Here is a 17,257-nt window from a genome sequence, read left to right on the forward strand (position 1 = left end):
CGTTCAGCATATATATGTAAAGTTTTTATGTATTTTCTTAGGGTGCGGAGGGATCAGATAGATACTGGAGCTGATGAATGGCAGATAAGGAGAAGGAAGGCCCTTCCTTTGAATTCGAAGAGACAGATTTTGACTTATTGAAAGCGGACGGCGATCTGGCCGAGACGATCGACGTGGGAGCCTTGTTCACGTCGGAATTTACCGAGACCGGGAGCTTTGACGTCAGTATGTACGATCAAACCGGTCTAGGTAAGTTACTGAATGGCTTACCGATTCCTGCGATGATGATCTCGAGATCCGGCACCGTGGTTTTTGCCAATGCATCCTGTGAGAAGATTGCTTCCGATAACGGAATATCCCCGGGACTTCATTTTCAGAATCTGTTCACTCGTCAAGACCAGGCGGAGAGAGCACAGGAGCTTTTCAAGCGAGTTATTTCTCAGGGAAAACCGCAAGTCGGAGAAGTGCTATTCGGAAAGGACCGGCGCAAAGTAGTGGGCAGGCTGCATCTCCGCTCAGTCAGAGCATGGGATGAACACCTGATTCTTGCAGTAGTAGAGGATCTCACTGCTGAGAAGAAAAAGATTATCATTGCGCGCAAACATCAGGAACTATCCCGGCAGACGCGAGAGGAGCTTGAGAATAGGGTCCAGGACCGAACTGCCGAGCTGATCAAGGCGAACAAGAAGCTTCAGTACGAAATTGCATATCGTAAACGAGCGGAAGTGCTTTTGCGCAAGAGCGAAAGCAAATTTCGGGCAATGTTCGAGACTGCTCCGGTTGCGATCATGGAAATCGAGATCAGTGCTCTGAAAGCAGCGATACAGACGCTTCGCAAAACAGGCATGGATGATTTTTCCGCTCATCTCGAGGATAATTCGGAATTTCTGGTGGAAGCGTGGGACCTTGTGCAAATGGTGGATGTCAACGATGCCGCCGTAAAGCTGTATCGTGCTTCCGGAAAATCGGAGCTTCTTAAAACTCCGAGCATCTTTGCCCCCGAAGCTATTGATTTGTTCAGGGAAATCGTCTTGGCAATCGCCGATGAAACCCCTGTGGTGGAAATAGAGACAATCACCAGAACCTGCGATCGAAAATTGTTGAACGTCCTGGTCAGGGCTGCTTTGCCTGTTTCTTCTTCTCCGACAAAACGAGCCATCATCACCATAATGGATATCACCCAGTTGAAGCAGGCCCAGGAAGCTCTCGCGATGATCAAGAGAGAATGGGAACGTACATTCGATGCAGTCCCGGACCTCTTGGCAATCATGGACATGAAGCATCGGATTATTCGGGTGAACAAAGCAATGGCCCTTCGAGTGGGGAAAAGAGCCGAGGAAATAGTGGGGCAACACTGTTTCGAACTCTTCCACCAGACCCGAATCCCCTTGCAGAATTGTCCCCACAAAAAGCTCATTACCGATGGCAAACAACATGTCGCCGAAATAGTGGATGATTATCTTGGCGGCACATTCATGGTTTCCGTCACTCCTTTGACGGATGATCTTGGAGACCTGATCGGATGCGTCCACGTTGCTCGCGATATAACGGAACGCAAACGCCTCGAGGAAAAGCTCACCTTATTAGCTACCAGCGACCCGCTCACGGGATTATTGAACAGACGTCATTTCATGGAGTCTTTGGGTATGGCTTACCGCAACGCCAAGCGCTATGGACACCCACTGAGCGTCTGTTTGTGTGACCTGGATTATTTCAAGTTCATCAACGATACGTACGGTCACCAGGCCGGGGACAAAGTACTGGCGGTATTCGGAGAGATAATTCGGTACGAGCTGCGCAGTACCGATATTGCCGGCAGATATGGCGGTGATGAGTTCATCTTGGCCTTTCCTCATACCAATGCGACCGATGCCCGGGAGTGTCTTGAGCGTGTCCGTCTTCACCTTCAGCGCATTGTGTTCAAAGAGGACAACAGCAAGTTCCAGACGACCTGTACGGCAGGTATAGCTGAACTGCATCATGAGCTGAATGCTGCTGAAAGCCTTGTACGAAGCGCCGATAAGGCGCTGTATGAGGGAAAAGCACAGGGCCGCAATCAGGTTGTAATATTGAAACGCACTTAGAGCGATTGAGAAAAATTCTGACGTTTATCCAACGCTCTAATATAAGATATTAGTGGAGACCGGCGTCCCTGCCGGTCTATTCTATCGATATCATTGATCATATTAAATATGTGCCGGCACGGAGGCCGGCACCCACCCATAGTCCTATCCTCAATCGGACACTAGTTTTGGCAATTGCTATACCCGCCTTTTGGAAAGGGGGATTTGATTTGGAATTTTTGAAACTGGATTACCATCGGTCAGGATGGACCTTTTCCGCATTGTATCGGTTCGGCGGATGCTTCCTTTCGCCTGGCCAACCGAGCGATACCATGGATAATGGAACGATATGGTCCGGAATTCCCAGAAGACTCCTCGCGCCCTCAATTCTTTCCGGCACGGGATAGATTCCTACCCAACAAGCCCCTAAACCCAGCGCATTCGCAGCAATCAGCATATTTTCCGTAGCCGCTGCACAGTCCAGGACCCACCTGCCCTTCAGCGCTTCAGCTTCGGGATCTCCGCATACGAGAATAGCAGCAGTCGCAGATCTGAGCATGTGCGCGTGAGGATGAAACCTGGTAAATCCTTCCAGCACTTCTTTGTCTCGTATGATTACAAAATGCCATGCCTCGCCTGCAGCCGTGGGGGCATTCATTGCGGCATGCAATAATTTGTCCAGGAGTTCGTCGGATACGGGTTCATCGGTGTATTTTCTGATACTGCGCCTTGTTAAAATAGCTTCCAGAGCATCCATGCCTCTCTCCATCAGTGGCTCGGGTATTAGGACTTTGTCCCAGGGGGTCGATGTGCCGAGAAAATTTTACAAAATTCCGTTGGAAGGGACGAGACAAATGTCGGGGCCAAATCAACTTCGGAAATCTACTGGACCATAGCTGCGGAAGCTTGTCTTTTCCGACTTGACTCTCGTTCCGCGACACGAGCTTTTTTCTGCCATTCTTCGATCTGAGCATGTTGAATTTGAGCTTTGCGCATCAATTGCCTGTAACGCGCTTCCAGAGACGGATTTGAACTTCCGACTTGCTGATACATGTTCATGAAACGCGTATCGTACGCATTGCCTGCCGATATGGCGCCCATGAGTACAACCAAGCACGATACAGCGGCAACAATTATTCTTGTCATGGCACATCCCCCTACCCCAACGAAACGTGTTTACCGAATTAGATAAATGTACTTCGAGAACGATTCGAAAAATTGTGAAGCAACATTCATTTGTCCTGGGGAAAAAAAAGGAGTGTCGAGTCCCGGAGAGGCGAACCAACGATAGCCGCGAATGCAGACTATCCATTCAGTTGTCCGTGCGAAAAATCCCCCCTCCCCTCCATAGGTGCCAAAATAAGAGCATCCACTCTCAGCTTTCCTGGTGGGGGTCGGCGTCTCTGCCGACACATGTTGATGGAAAACGCTCGCGAACAGCCAGGAATCTACCATTCAGCAACTAGCTGTAACAATGAAGTCTCTAAGGATTCTCGTTGTTCACTCTCGAGCGGTTCTGGTGTCGACCTTTTCTGCTTACCCACATCCTGAACGATTAGGAAGCCTTGAGACAGTCTCCGAGATCTACCCCTGCAGTCAACATGCTCAAGTGAGTGATCGTGTTAAAAAAACTTTTTCATTGACCGTCGAGCACCCCAACTGTACAAATCATGCTGAATCTTCAACTCTCTCCCTGATCTCCACTATTTACTTCGGAAAGGAGGGTTCCCATGCGAAAGACTGGAATTCTTTCGGCTTGCGCAGTTGCGGTACTGGTTGTTCTCGTCTGTTTTTCCTGGGCCGGCGAGGAAGAGGTTATAAACTCCATTGTAGCCGCCAGGACCTCCACAAAAACGTTCCCCTTACCTTCCGCTCAAATTCCGGACTTGGATCTCAATAAAGCCTATGCGCTGCAACGCACGCTAACGGAACGTCTGGTAAAGAGCGGTCACCGGATCGGCGGCTTTAAGGCCGGCTTGACTTCTGAAGCGGGCCAGAAAAGGTTCGGGGTGGATCGTCCTTTATTGGGACCGTTGTTCAAATCGGGAGAACTGGAGCCCGGAGTTTCCCTGGAACCGAAGGATTTCACGAGACTTTTCATCGAGGTGGAAATAGGGTACCTCCTGGGTGACAAGATAACCGAACCAGTTCAAGACGTGGAGACTCTGAAAAAGAAGATCAAGGAAGTGTTTCCTGCCGTAGAGCTTCCGGACCTCAGGTTCGATGATATGAAAAATCTCAAAGGCGCGGATATCGTCGTAGATGCAGTTTCTTCATCCAAATATATCGTGGGAAGAAGAATGCCAGCCGATAAGGTGGATGTATCCGCAGTGTCGGTGATTCTGAAACTCGATGGTAACGAGATAAACAAGGGCCAGGCTTCCGATGCTCTGGGAGACCAGTGGAAAGCGCTGCTCTGGCTGGTGAATAGCGCGGTAGAACAAGGCTGGACTCTCGAACCGGGCTATATTTTCATCACTGGAGCATTGGGCAACATGCTTCCCGGCAAACCGGGTAAGTACGAAGCAGACTGGGGATCGTTAGGTAAAATCTCCTGGACCGTAAAATAAATGAAAACAGCAAGATTGCCTGGGCCGCACCAAAATGACATGGCGAATTCACCCGGGAGTGAGACGTAAATCGTCGAGGTGTGTCTAATAGGGTACGACTCATCTTATTCGTAAAAAGTTAAGAGTTTAATTTGAGGAGAGAGATGCTATGAGGTTCTTGATAATTGGTATACTGTTGATTGCATTCTCGAATTTTTATCGTTCTGCTCCATCGAGGTGCTGTAGAATCGTAGATTCCAAGAATTCGTTTGCCCATCGAGTAGAAGCGTCTCAAACCGCTTCCACGAAGAAATAACCTACGCGGAGCATCGCAGCTCCGCGGAACAATCCCGCTTTCATTTTTTTGAGGGTTTTTCGTCATAGAATAGAATGTCCAGCATCAGGGCAATTCCCCCACCTGCAGCAGCAAGAAAGAACAGCATGGCAATACCCGGATACCCCAGAATCCTGAATTCCGTCTGTACATTGAACAGCATTGCTGCTCCAACAATGAGCGCTGCCAATATGAGTCCCAGAGTAATTCGGTTCGCGATTTTCTGAAGCCCATTCATGAGGTATTTCTCATCAATGGCATCGATCTTCATTTCAAGCTCGTTCTTGGCCAGTTTCTCCAGGCTGGTTCCGAGGACTGTGGGAAGGCGCGTGAAAAACTCTTTCATCTCCAGAATATTGCCGAATATGGTCGAAGGTGAGGCACTCTTGAGGATTTTGGAACGGATGATCCGTGCCAGGTTTGACCGGATAGATGTATTGGGGTCGAAGTTGGGGTCCAGAGTGCGGGCTACGATATCCAGATTCAGGAGGGTTTTCCCCAGAAGCGTTAACTCCGGAGGCAAACGGAGCCCCGAATCTCCAGAAAATCGAACAAATTCCATAATGGCTGTCCCGATATCCAAATGTTGCATGTTCAGATCGGTTATCATCACCGCAATATGATTTCTGAATCCGTCTTGATCGAATTTAGGCCTTCTTTCCCCTATCTTTATTGCGAGCGCGGCAACGTCCTCATGGCGCCCCTCACCTATGGCTCTGATGAGGTGCAACAATCGGTCCTGTAATTCCGGAGATATTTGTCCTACCATGCCAACGTCCAGCAATGCTATGCGATGGTCATTCGTAAGAAACAGGTTGCCTGGATGAGGATCTGCATGGAAGAAACCGTCTACAATGATCTGGCTGAGGTAGGCACGGAATAATTCCTCAGCCAGAGCGGTTCCGTCTATTTCTGTCCTGGCAAGGGGAGTCAGTTCGGTAATTTTCCTGCCCGAAATGTACTCCATGGTAAGCATGCGAGAACTGGAATATTCGTCTATCGGCAACGGCACCACAACGAGACTGAATCCCGCGAGGTTGCCTGCCAGGAGTTTCATATTGCGAGCTTCCTGTCGATAATCGAGTTCTCGCATCAGTGTCCTGCGGAATTCTTCCACCATCTTGTGGAATTCAAAGCGCTCGCTGAGAGGTGTTCTGTCCAGGAACTCAGCGATTTGCATGAGTATTTCCAGGTCTTCTACAATTTGGGCGCGAATTCCCGGTCTTTGGACTTTGACGGCAACCGTGCGTCCGTCTTTCAGACAGGCTTTGTGGACCTGCCCCAGCGATGCCGCGGCAATTGGTGTTTTATCGAAATGGTCGAAAGCAAGTGGTATGCGGATACCCAATTCCGATGCAACGATTGCATCGACCTGATCGTAGGGAAACGGCTCTATTTTGTCTTGAAGCCGTGCCAGAGCCCGAATATATTCCACCGGGAGAATATCTGCACGAGTGGAGAGGATCTGACCGAGTTTGATGAATGTAGGCCCCATCCGCTCAAGATCGCTCGCCAGTTCCTCGGCTCTGGGAACTACCTCGGTAATAGCTGTCTCATGCCTGAGAGCCTCCTCCAAACCGGCGCTCTTCACCAGGTCCGATCTCCCGTATTTTATGAACAGCAAAATAATATCTTTGTAGCGTCTCAGATGTAATGGTGTAAGCCGAATGTCCACACATGACCTCGCGTTTCATCAAGCGGTTTGCGCGTTTGTCGTCGAGTACCACACCGAACAATCGTAGCGTTATGTATTCACTCTTCTGACATCTCCAGAGACGAAAAGTTGAAGATCTGTTCACGGATTGTGTCGACCATCTCCGGCATCCCAGGTTGATAGTTGAGTAAGATGTTCAAAACCGCACGAGTTCGGTGAAAGCGGCCCAATTTGGGATCAATGTTGGCGGCGGCCCGAAAAAACGCTGACTTTCGCTCCAGTTCACGTTAACATAAGAAAGGCTTCCGCTAATGAGAACTCAATCATACATTACGGAATTCTTCCATTTACGTCGACATGGCGTCAACACCTGTTGTCTGGAACCGCACTCATGACGTATGCAACAGTAATCGAATTCGGCTCGAACACGACAAAAGATCCGCTTTTCCGCTTTTCCGAACGACCAGATATCTCGCTCGTACATTCATGCGGCAGATGTCACCCGATGAGTAAACAGGGTTTGCGCTTCGTTTTTTGCTTCATTGTATTTTTCTTGACAACGGTGACGAGCGAAGCAGGTCCTGACAACAAAATATCGTTCTTGCCTCAATGGCTGCCTCAGGCACAATTCGCCGGCTATATGGCGGCCCGGGATAAAGGCTTTTACCGGGAAAAAGGATTGGATGTGAGCATGATGCGGGGTGGGCCCGGTGAACCGCCTATGGACGCATTGAATGCAGGAAAAGCCGACTTTTGCACCACCTGGTTATCTACGGCTATTCAGCGACGAGCAGCAGGAGACCCCATTGTTAACATCGGTCAAATTATCCAAAGATCCGCCCTCATGTTGATTTCGAAGAGAAGTGGAACCATCCAGGCGCCCATGGATTTTGAAGGCAAAAAAGTCGGCATTTGGGAAGGAGATTTTCGCATTCAACCTCTGGCATTTTTTCGCATGCACAAACTCAATGTCCATATCGTGCCGATGTACGGAACCATCAATTTGTTTTTCAAGAACGGCGTCGATGCCATAACCGGTATGTACTACAATGAATATCACACGCTTATAAATAGCGGCATCGACCCGGACGAACTGAACGTGTTTGCATTCCGGGACAATTCCGCTCTCGATTTCCCCGAAGACGGCATTTATTGCCTGGAGAAAACGTTTCAGGAAAACCCCGAAGTATGTGCTAAGTTCGTGGCAGCCAGCCTCAAGGGATGGCTCTATGCATTTCGGCATCCCGATGAAGCACTCGATATCGTCATGAAGTACGCACAGGAGGCGAATACCGGGACGAACAGGGCCCACCAGAGATGGATGCTTCAGAGGATGAAAAATCTCATCATGCCGGCAGGATATGAAAAACGTCTGGGTAAGTTGGCCCCTGACGATTACCTCCGGGTTGGAAACGTTTTGCAGGAACTGAGTTTTATCGGGACTATTCCCTCATATGACGAATTCTACCGAGGACAGAGATGATACTGAGGGTGAGAAATAGCATCAGCCTCAAAATCTCGCTTCTGGTCATGGCCGGTACATCGATCGTTTTCGCTATGGTATTGGCTTATAGCTACAATTACTCGCGAAATCTCATACTTGTCGACGCAGAACGGAGCGCAAAGAATCTCACCCTTGCCGTAGTTCGACGTATAGAACAGGAATTCAGAGCGGTTGAAAAAGGCCCGACCTATCTTGCGGGTTTTTTGGAATCCACATCCTGCGATCGGATTACGCTGGAAACCCTCCTCAAGAGAATCGTGGAAGACAGTCCTGAGATTTACGGTTCCGCGGTGGCATTCGAATCTCGCGCATTTGACCCGAAGATGCTGTATTACGCCCCGTATTGCTGCCGCGATCCAAACGGCTTGAAACTGATGGATTTGGCAGCGAGCGGATATGATTACCTTCGCCACGATTGGTACCATGTCCCGAAAGAATTGCGGAAGCCCGTCTGGAGTGAACCTTACTTTGATGAAGGTGGAGCCGATGTGCTCATGGCAACTTACTCCCATCCTTTGTTCGATCGATTACCGTCGGGATCCCATGAACGAATAAAGGGTGTAATAACCGCCGATGTTTCCCTTGAGTGGCTTACGGATCTCATAGCATCGATAAATGTGGCAAGGTCGGGATATTGCTTGCTCATTTCCGGAACCGGCAGATTCGTCTCCCATCCTAATCAAGAATTCATCATGAACGAATCTATCTTCAGTATCGCAGAGGAAAGGAACAGCCCTTTACTCCGCTTCATAGGACAGGCGATGATGCGGTCCGAATCCGGATTTGAGGACGCGAAGGACTGCCTCACCGGAAAAGATTGTTTTGTTGCCTATGCAAAAATCCCTGCAACAGGATGGTCTCTTGGTGCGGTTTTTCCTCGAGACGAACTCTTTGCGGACTTGTCGGCACTCCATCAGAAAATCTTGATTCTTTCAGTTATCGGAATAACTCTCCTCATGATCGTGAGTCTCTTTGTGGGCCAGTCGATTGCCAAGCCCCTGCGGACCATGGCGCAGGCCACGGAGAAGGTTGCAGCGGGCAATCTGGATATAGACCTCTCTAACATCCGGAGGACTGATGAAGTCGGAAAACTCGCAGAGGGTTTTACAAGAATGACCCACGGCCTCAAAGAACGTGACTTCATACGAGACACCTTCGGGCGATATCTGACAAAAGAAGTGGCCACGCGACTGCTTGAATCCAAAGACGGTCTGAGACTCGGAGGTGAAGAACGGGAAATATCCATATTGATGTCGGATTTGCGCGGTTTTACTGCCTTGACTGCCCATATGCCTCCCGAGCAGGTAATTTCTTTTCTGAACAGATATCTCGGCAGAATGGTCGAAATATTAATGGATTATCGCGGAATTATCGATGAAATCATGGGGGACGGCATTTTGGCCTTTTTCGGTGCCCCGGAACCGCTGGACGATCATCCTGCCAGAGCGGTTGCATGCGCCTTGAAGATGCAATCAGCCATGGAGGAAATCAGCAGACAGAATGAAGCCGAAGGGCTTCCGCACCTGGAAATGGGGGCTGCTGTAAACACCGGAAGAGTCGTAGTGGGCAATATCGGCTCAGAAAAACGAACAAAGTACGGGGCTGTAGGATCGGAGGTCAATTTCACGGGCCGTGTCGAGTCGTTCACGGTCGGAGGTCAAGTCCTTATCAGCAGCTCCACATATGATAAGTTGGCAGACATATTGGAAATTGGAGAAATTATCCCTGTTCGCATGAAAGGCATTGCAGAGCAGGTAGAACTCTATGACGTGAAAGGGATTCGCGGCGGATACAATGTTCAGTTGCCTAAAAGGGAAGAAACGCTTATCCCTCTCCTGAATCCGCTCCGAACAAAGATTTACCCGATCCTCGGGAAGACCGTATCGAAAGCGATTATTATGGCCGATGTAACCAAAGTCTCAAGCACGTCGGCAATAATTGTGCCTGAGCAGCCCATTGCTCAATGGGACAATCTTAAACTGGAACTCATGGAAGGCAGTTCCCAGTTGCCGGAAGAAATCTACGCCAAAGCTGTATCAGTTACGGGAAACGAAGTTCTGATTCGATTTACTTCAGTTTCTGCCGAAGCGTACAAAGTTTTTCGCCGAGTTGCCACCCCTGAATAATTCAAAGCTTATCGGAACATTCATATCCATCGGAAATAAATCGAACAGTGCTCTTGAATGCGACACATCCTCTGAAGCCATTCGCCACATAAATTGAACGATTCTTCGAGTATTTGGAGATAGTCTCCAGACGAATACAGGGCTTTTAGCGTTCTCATGGCAAAATTTCACCCATTCTGTTTCAATTTGCATGATCTTGGGGGTCTTTTCTACCCCTCGTGAATATCTAAAACACTCGGATGCGTATTCCCATTACCGTTTTGCTGATTTAATTGTCTAACATTGTTCAGCATTAAAAAGGCCATCACTGGGAACGAGGTTTTACAAGCTTTGGCACAGGCATTGCTACAATTTTGGTTATTCGGGACACTCCCGCAATTGAAGCGCGTCTCAATATACGGCGCCAAACAATACAGAATTATTACCGGAGGATTGAAGTGGCCGATCCGAGAAGAATTACGCGAGAAATGCTCCACAGGCCGATTGACGTTCACGTGAACGGAGTCTCCCTGAATTTAAAAAATGCCAAAGTGATTGCTGACGAGAAAGCTTTAGAGTTCAGCTCGAATCCGATTCTGCTGGCCTGGTTTGAGAAAAAGACAGGTCGTCACTCTCCCAATATCGTATACGGTGCACAAGAGAAACCGAGTTGGCTGGTGTATGCACAATTTCGAGGAGGCTCGATTTCCGTAAACATCAATAACGAGGAATACGTTTTTATCTACAGATCGGGCGAGCATACTCCTTATCAGTTACCGTAGAAAAGTTGTGTCTTCGGAGAAAAACCTTTATCGTGTTCCTTACTGAAAAATTCTTCTGAAGCCGAGCACGATTTTTGAAATTTCTTTTCACGTTGCACAACTTTTTTCCGGAGCCACTCTTCGGCAGCGAAACAGTGTGTGTCCGACAAATGCGGGAATTATTGGCACGCGGGGACGAGGTAGGGCTATTTTGCGCGTCCAACAAAACGGTTAGTATCCAAAAGCTTACTGAAGAAGGACTTCAAGACCTGAAGATTTACCGGGTTGGATTCGGACCGGCTCGTGCCCAGGTTCTTTTGTCCGTGTGGAAACCACACGTCGAAGCCGCATTTTCTCGGGTACTCGAAGAATTCAGACCGGACATCGTCATTTTTCATCATTTGGTCAGGCTTTCCATGGGATTGCCGGGACGAACCAGGAAGGCGGGAATTCCGTCAATCTACTATTTGCACGACTTTTATCCCGTGTGTCCTTCGTATTCCCTGTTGAATCATGAAAACGATTTGTGTTCCGGAGGGTCTCCAATTGACTGCGGTAGATGTCTTTTCTCAAGCAGATTCCCGACGCTGCCCGGTTTTGTACACGGAATCGCTCCATTCCTCGCTGTTCCGCTCCTGATTCCTCGAAGGTTCTTATCAGAACATCTATTGCAGGATGTGGATCTTTTCGTTTCTCCTTCGGCATTCCTGCGGGACAAGCTAAAGGAACTCGGTTTCAACATGGAACGATGCCGGTTGATCCCCTATCCTGCGGGCAGTCGTCCGATCGAACAGGAGCAACCGAAGAGCACAGAAGGACTCACGCTCGGATACCTGGGAAAAATTTCTCCCAAGAAAGGTGTATCGATCCTCGTCCGGGCTTTTGAGCAGCTTGATTCAGTGAGGCTCATCATCCGTGGTTTCTCCGATGACAGCGAGATAAGAAGATTCCGGCAGGAAAATCCTCGCTCCAATGCAATCCTCGAAAAGTTCTGCTCTGACAGAAGTGAATTCTTCCGGAAAATCGATGTTCTGATAGTACCGTCAGTATGGTACGAAAATCAGCCCAATGTCATCATCGAAGCTTTTATTCACAAAGTGCCGGTAATATGCAGTGATCTCGGTGGAATGGCTGAAATGGTGAGGGACGGGGCATGGGGAATTGTCTTTCGTCCGGGCGACGCACGCGATCTTGCAGAAAAGGTCAGAACTCTCAATGAAAACCCGTCCGAAGTCTCGCGCATGAAAGCAGCGATTCCTGACTGGCCGACGATAGACGAACATGTAAATACACTTCTGGAAGCTGCAAACCTGCTCGTTCAGGCAAGCAAGAAATAACGGCGATTTTTTTCTTGCCGGTTTGGGCGGTCATTGTTTACTCGGATGTCCCGCAAAAATCATCTTCTCAAAACTATAGTGCAGTTGCCAAAATTAGTGACCGATTGAAGATGAGGAATATTGGTGGGTGCCGTGCCTCCGTGCCGGCACATCTTCAATATGATCAATGATATCGATAGAATGGACCGGCAGGGACGCCGGTCTCCACTCGTGCCTTGTATTAGAGCATGGGATAAACGTCAGGACCTTTGGCAATCGCTATAAGACGGGACGGGCGGATGGGCACAGTATGAGAAGGATTGAGCGAGAACGCGCGCCTGTACTTCATGCAGCGAGCTTGTGTTCGTGCTGTCCCACGTGCTAGGATAGCCTGACACGGAGTGGGGGATGATGGCATTCGAAGCTCTTTTGAGGATGCTATATCAGGATTACCTGCGGATTTTTGTTGCGTACGGTTCCACTCTCATCCATCTCTAATCTAATGCGTCTAGATGATTAGTCGCGAAAAAAGAAATCACCGATAATCTTGGTTAAGGGCTATGGATCTCACCAGTACTCACGTTGCCTGTGTCATCGTCACATATAATAGACTCGGATTACTGAAAAACACCGTCGCTGCTGTTACCGCTCAGACAAGAAAGCCTGAAACCATTGTCATTGTGGACAATTGCAGCACTGACGGCACCCGCGACTGGTTGCAGCACCTTGCCTCCGGGCGATCCGATATCATGCCCGTCTTTCTGGACACGAATATCGGAGGTGCTGGAGGATTTCATCACGGCATCAAGCGAGCGTACGAAACCGGTGCGGACTGGATCTGGACCATGGACGACGACGTGTTTCCTCAGGACGATGCGTTGGAGCAGCTCCTGGAACCAGCCATCCGCATCGCAAACCATGATATGGGTCGAATAGGTTTCCTTGCATCCCAGGTCAACTGGCGTGATGGTTGCCGTCACGTAATGAATACCCCTCACCCGAGCGCCGACTGGTGGTACGGACATCCGGAATGTCCCGGCTGCATTCGTCTCTGGAATGCTTCATTCGTCTCCATACTCATAAGTAGAATTGCGGTCGAGCGGGTCGGTTATCCTGTGAAGGAGTTCTTCATCTGGTTTGACGATGTGGAATACACCCGAAGGATATATGGAGCGGGACTAACGTCTTACTACATAGAATCCAGCAAAGTGGAGCACGTTACTCCCGCAAACCAGGGAGTGGAATACAAGCACATTGTGCAAAAAGATCTCTGGAAATGGAAATATGGAGTGCGAAATCATGTGGCGCTGTCCAGGGCGGAGGGTGGTAAATTGAGAGCCTTGGCCACTATTGGAAACATTGTGCGGCTCATGTGGGCCCATGATGTTCCCTTACGGCTGCAGATTCCGCTCTTTTGGGCAGGCATAAACGGATTCTTTTTTAACTACCGAAAATGCATAACGTATCCCGTAACAGAAATCCCATGAGCGGTTCTGATGTTGACGACTTTCAGGTTCTTTCGAGACCTGTAACATCCGCTGGAAATGGAACAGGCGAATGCTGCTGATAATCGGAGGAGGGCCGTGCGGCTTAGGCGCTGCGTGGAGACTGCAGGAATTAGAAATATCCGACTGGCTACTTTTCGAAAAAGAGGATTACTGGGGAGGGCTTTCCGCGTCCTTTGTCGATTCCGAAGGCTATGTTTGGGATGTGGGCGGCCATGTTCTCTTCAGCCATTATGAGTACTTCGACCGCGTTTTGGATACGGTGATTCCCGCAGAAACCGGTTGGGTTCATCACGAACGCGAATCCTGGATTCGGATTGCAGATCGATGGGTTCCCTACCCGTTCCAGATGAATATTCATCATCTGGACGAAGCCGATTTTCTCAAATGCGTCAACGGCATTATAGAGGTGCTGAAATCCGGGAACAATTCCAGCCCTCGCAATTTTTCCGAATGGATAATCGCTACTTTTGGCGAAGGCCTCGCAGAAATCTTCTTGCGCCCCTATAACTGGAAAGTATGGGGTTTTCCGCTTGATACCATGTCCTGGAAATGGGTCGGCGAGCGAGTGGCACCGGTAAATCTGTCCCGGATAATCGAAAATTACGTGTATAAACGGGACGATGTTGCGTGGGGACCGAACAATAAATTTCGCTTTCCTTTGCACGGTGGCACGGGTGCAATCTGGAGATCGGTTGCAGCCTCGTTGCCGTCCGACAAGCTTGGTCTTTCCCGGGAGCTGATTCGCATCGATCTTGACAGGCGAAAAGCTTTCTTCAAATCAGGTTCGGTCATCGACTATGACACTATGATAACGTCCATTGGATTGCCGCAGTTATGCAGGATTGCAGGGATAGAATCAAAATTCCCCCGAGTTCGGGATTTAGGGGTTTCGTCTACTCATCTTGTGGGATTGGGAGTTGATGGTACCCCGCCGGAGCACCTCGGGAAAAAATGTTGGATGTATTTTCCGGAAGAAAACAGCCCCTTTTACAGAGTGACGCATTTCAGCCACTATTCGCACAATAATGTTCCAGACATTCGCAAGACATGGTCCCTGATGGCTGAAGTAAGTGAGACGAAACACAAAGCTGTCGAAAAGAATAGAGTGGTTGACCGGGTGATTCAGGGCGCGCTCCGGACAGGGCTCATCAATAGCACCTCCAGCATTAGACACGTGTATTATTCGCGACATGCCGACACGTACCCCATACCGACAGTCCATCGTGATGAAATAACTGCACCTGTCCTTGAATTTTTGGCGGATCATGGTGTATTCAGCAGAGGAAGAATGGGCGCGTGGAAGTACGAAGTGGGAAACATGGATCATAGTTTCATGCAAGGTAAAGAATGTGTCGATCACATACTTTCGGGCTCTCAAGAACAAACTTTGCATTATCCGCACGTTGTCAACAAACTGAAATAGTTCTCAACGCGAATGGATCATGTCCTTAATTCAACTGAGAGTCAGTCAAGATTTCCGGCAAAGGCCGTTCCTGGCCCAGCGGGTGAAGGCCAATGCGAACCGGGTAGGGGCATCCCTTGTGGGTGCCCGGTAGTGACCGGCCTCAGTGCCGGCCATTCCAGATGGGCAGGCACGAGACCTGCCCCTACGATGGCTGAACCCGCAATGCCATCAAATCGGAACTGAACTAACGACATAATCCAAAAGCGAATATCCGAATCGAAAGGCGAAGCATGAGTTCCGGTTTCAAGAAAGCTCTCAAACCTCTGGCAATGAGTGTGCCGTACCTTGGCAAAGTCATCTCTCAACGTGATCGCTATCTAACTGAAAGAGATGCAGCTTTCGCACATATCGAATCCCTTGACACGGAAAAACAATCGTTGATCCACAGGAACTCGGAACTCATTCAGGAATGTGAGAGCCTCATCGGAATTCGAGATAATTTGATCCTCGCAAGAGACAATTTACAGCAGACACTGGCGTCTGTTCGAGAGCCTCTCGATGCTCAAATAAAGCAACTGAATTTGGAGAAGTACATTCTGACGCAGGCGCTCGTTCCCCATAGGCCCTGGTTGGCGTTGGATGTTAACATTCATGAGACTTATTCTATTCCTTCTCTCATGTCACCCGAAGAGTCTCTCTATCTCCACTGGATCGCTCGGGAATACTACGAAGGAGTAGGTGAAATTTTTGATGGAGGCCCATTGCTCGGAGAATCTACGTGTGCACTTTCTTCAGGCCTGGCACTGAATTCAAGAGTTGGGAACAAGCACAAGCGTATACATTCCTATGATTTGTTCATGTATGCCGAGTATTACATGGCTCCTCTCTTTACCGGTACCGGCCTCCAGGATGGGGAGAGTTTTCTTCCTCTATTCCTGAAGAACACCATGCAGTTTAAAGATTATATCGATTTTCATGCAGGCGATATCTTGACTATGGACTGGACCGGTGAGCCGCTGGAGATCGCGTTCATCGATCTCGCCAAGAGCAGGGAAATCAACGACCACCTGGTTAAACAGCTTTTCGGAGTTCTCATTCCGGGAAGATCCATTGTCGCACAGCAGGATTATTTCCATTTCTACTGCTACTGGATTCATCTCACCATGGAATACCTGAAAGATTACTTCAGCATCATAGAGTCACCGTATGGAGGAACCCTTTGCTTTCTCCTGAAGCATAAGATTCCCGATGAACTGCTGGAGCTGCCTGCCTCGGAAGTTTACGAGAAAGGCCGGTCGCTACGTCTCATAGATGACTGCATCGCACGTTTCCGGGGATTGCAGAAACTCAAAGTGACAACAGCGAAAATTCGTCTCCTTGCAGCCCTGAACGAAATGGAACAAGCGGCGGCGGTTGCCCGAGAAGTCAGAAACTCTCCGGAATGGATCGAATCCGGCGATATGTATTGTGACATTCTCATGGATATGAGCGAGGCGCAGAATTTTATACCCAGGACTATTCTGTTTCCCGGTGTTACCGACGGTACCAAATTACGTGGTATAAGCCGTCGATACAATATCTTTGGCCTGGATGAGGAGTTCTTCGCGGTTCCTGCAAGCACCGAAAAATTCGATGTACACGATGCCGCGGATCGAAACCGTGAAGAAGTGGTCAAGGCCCGAAATTTCCATGAATTACATAATCTGATCGGCGAAAATATTATGCCGACACCACCGGAAGAATACACGGAATCTAATTAGTTACCAATAAAGAATGCGAGAGAACGTTTTTTGATCTAGATAGTCCATTGGTGCTAACTTTGCGGTAATTCATTGTCCCGTAGGGACTAAAGAAAATAACCCGGTAATTCAGACGCTGTCTCAAAAGTCAAAATTGATGCCTGATCGTATCACGATTTTATCATCATCTGCCCGGCCTGATCGTAGGGGCGGGCCTAGTGTCCGCCCAAAATAAGGGCAGGCACTAGGCCTGCCCCTACAAAGATGGCGGATCGTGGCATGATGTCCTGTCCACTCATGAATTTTGAGACGTTTCTTC

At 49.0% G+C, this 17,257-nt stretch carries 12 protein-coding genes; 9 read left to right on the plus strand and 3 right to left on the minus strand.

Going from position 1 to position 17,257, the window contains the following annotated elements:
- Positions 1–77: 77 nt before the first annotated feature.
- A complete protein-coding gene (locus tag DESTI_RS29180; protein ID WP_014811853.1) occupies positions 78–2,084 on the plus strand; it encodes a sensor domain-containing diguanylate cyclase in 2,007 nt (668 codons plus the stop codon).
- A 229-nt stretch (positions 2,085–2,313) separates the two neighbouring features.
- Here the strand turns inward: DESTI_RS29180 and DESTI_RS20305 are convergent, their stop codons facing one another.
- Both DESTI_RS20305 and DESTI_RS20310 read right to left on the minus strand, forming a co-directional pair.
- A complete protein-coding gene (locus DESTI_RS20305; RefSeq protein WP_014811855.1) occupies positions 2,314–2,820 on the minus strand; it encodes a nitroreductase family protein in 507 nt (168 codons plus the stop codon).
- Positions 2,821–2,945: 125 nt separating this feature from the next.
- Positions 2,946–3,209, minus strand: a complete 264-nt coding sequence (locus DESTI_RS20310; RefSeq protein WP_014811856.1) for a hypothetical protein — start codon at positions 3,207–3,209, stop codon at positions 2,946–2,948.
- A gap of 584 nt (positions 3,210–3,793) precedes the next feature.
- Between DESTI_RS20310 and DESTI_RS20315 the strand changes: the two genes are divergently transcribed.
- Complete coding sequence (locus tag DESTI_RS20315; RefSeq protein WP_014811857.1) at positions 3,794–4,633, plus strand: 2-keto-4-pentenoate hydratase; 840 nt, start codon at positions 3,794–3,796, stop codon at positions 4,631–4,633.
- 335 nt (positions 4,634–4,968) lie between these two features.
- Here the strand turns inward: DESTI_RS20315 and DESTI_RS20320 are convergent, their stop codons facing one another.
- Positions 4,969–6,621 carry an ABC1 kinase family protein gene (locus DESTI_RS20320; RefSeq protein WP_014811859.1) on the minus strand — a complete coding sequence of 551 codons (1,653 nt, stop codon included), beginning with the start codon at positions 6,619–6,621 and terminating at the stop codon, positions 4,969–4,971.
- A gap of 370 nt (positions 6,622–6,991) precedes the next feature.
- Between DESTI_RS20320 and DESTI_RS20325 the strand changes: the two genes are divergently transcribed.
- The 7 genes from DESTI_RS20325 to DESTI_RS20355 all read left to right on the plus strand — a co-directional run bounded on the left by DESTI_RS20325 (position 6,992) and on the right by DESTI_RS20355 (position 16,959).
- Complete coding sequence (locus DESTI_RS20325) at positions 6,992–8,083, plus strand: ABC transporter substrate-binding protein (RefSeq protein WP_014811860.1); 1,092 nt, start codon at positions 6,992–6,994, stop codon at positions 8,081–8,083.
- Positions 8,080–10,230, plus strand: coding sequence for a PDC sensor domain-containing protein (locus tag DESTI_RS29185; protein WP_014811861.1), 2,151 nt, complete (start codon positions 8,080–8,082; stop codon positions 10,228–10,230). The genes DESTI_RS20325 and DESTI_RS29185 overlap by 4 nt, the downstream gene beginning before the upstream one ends.
- Positions 10,231–10,667: 437 nt before the next feature.
- Positions 10,668–10,991, plus strand: coding sequence for an AF1514 family protein (locus DESTI_RS20335; protein WP_014811862.1), 324 nt, complete (start codon positions 10,668–10,670; stop codon positions 10,989–10,991).
- A gap of 74 nt (positions 10,992–11,065) precedes the next feature.
- Positions 11,066–12,307 carry a glycosyltransferase gene (locus DESTI_RS20340; protein ID WP_014811863.1) on the plus strand — a complete coding sequence of 414 codons (1,242 nt, stop codon included), beginning with the start codon at positions 11,066–11,068 and terminating at the stop codon, positions 12,305–12,307.
- 539 nt (positions 12,308–12,846) lie between these two features.
- The gene (locus DESTI_RS20345) at positions 12,847–13,773 is read left to right on the plus strand and encodes a glycosyltransferase family 2 protein (protein ID WP_014811864.1); all 927 of its coding nucleotides are present in this window, start codon (positions 12,847–12,849) and stop codon (positions 13,771–13,773) included.
- 70 nt (positions 13,774–13,843) lie between these two features.
- On the plus strand, positions 13,844–15,217 hold the full coding sequence (locus DESTI_RS20350; protein ID WP_014811865.1) for a protoporphyrinogen/coproporphyrinogen oxidase: 1,374 nt from the start codon (positions 13,844–13,846) through the stop codon (positions 15,215–15,217).
- A gap of 272 nt (positions 15,218–15,489) precedes the next feature.
- Positions 15,490–16,959, plus strand: a complete 1,470-nt coding sequence (locus tag DESTI_RS20355) for a hypothetical protein (RefSeq protein WP_014811866.1) — start codon at positions 15,490–15,492, stop codon at positions 16,957–16,959.
- The last annotated feature ends 298 nt before the right edge of the window (positions 16,960–17,257 follow it).

The sequence above is a fragment of the Desulfomonile tiedjei DSM 6799 genome, assembly GCF_000266945.1.
GTDB lineage: Bacteria > Desulfobacterota > Desulfomonilia > Desulfomonilales > Desulfomonilaceae > Desulfomonile > Desulfomonile tiedjei.

What these genes read in the sequence shown, in the direction of transcription:
- DESTI_RS20350 (WP_014811865.1), top strand. Translation starts at nt 13,844, where the DNA reads ATGCTGCTGATAATCGGAGGAGGGCCGTGCGGCTTAGGCGCTGCGTGG.
- DESTI_RS29180 (WP_014811853.1), top strand. Translation starts at nt 78, where the DNA reads ATGGCAGATAAGGAGAAGGAAGGCCCTTCCTTTGAATTCGAAGAGACA.
- DESTI_RS20310 (WP_014811856.1), bottom strand. Translation starts at nt 3,209, where the DNA reads ATGACAAGAATAATTGTTGCCGCTGTATCGTGCTTGGTTGTACTCATG.
- DESTI_RS20305 (WP_014811855.1), bottom strand. Translation starts at nt 2,820, where the DNA reads ATGGATGCTCTGGAAGCTATTTTAACAAGGCGCAGTATCAGAAAATAC.
- DESTI_RS20355 (WP_014811866.1), top strand. Translation starts at nt 15,490, where the DNA reads ATGAGTTCCGGTTTCAAGAAAGCTCTCAAACCTCTGGCAATGAGTGTG.
- DESTI_RS20325 (WP_014811860.1), top strand. Translation starts at nt 6,992, where the DNA reads ATGACGTATGCAACAGTAATCGAATTCGGCTCGAACACGACAAAAGAT.
- DESTI_RS20315 (WP_014811857.1), top strand. Translation starts at nt 3,794, where the DNA reads ATGCGAAAGACTGGAATTCTTTCGGCTTGCGCAGTTGCGGTACTGGTT.
- DESTI_RS20345 (WP_014811864.1), top strand. Translation starts at nt 12,847, where the DNA reads ATGGATCTCACCAGTACTCACGTTGCCTGTGTCATCGTCACATATAAT.
- DESTI_RS29185 (WP_014811861.1), top strand. Translation starts at nt 8,080, where the DNA reads ATGATACTGAGGGTGAGAAATAGCATCAGCCTCAAAATCTCGCTTCTG.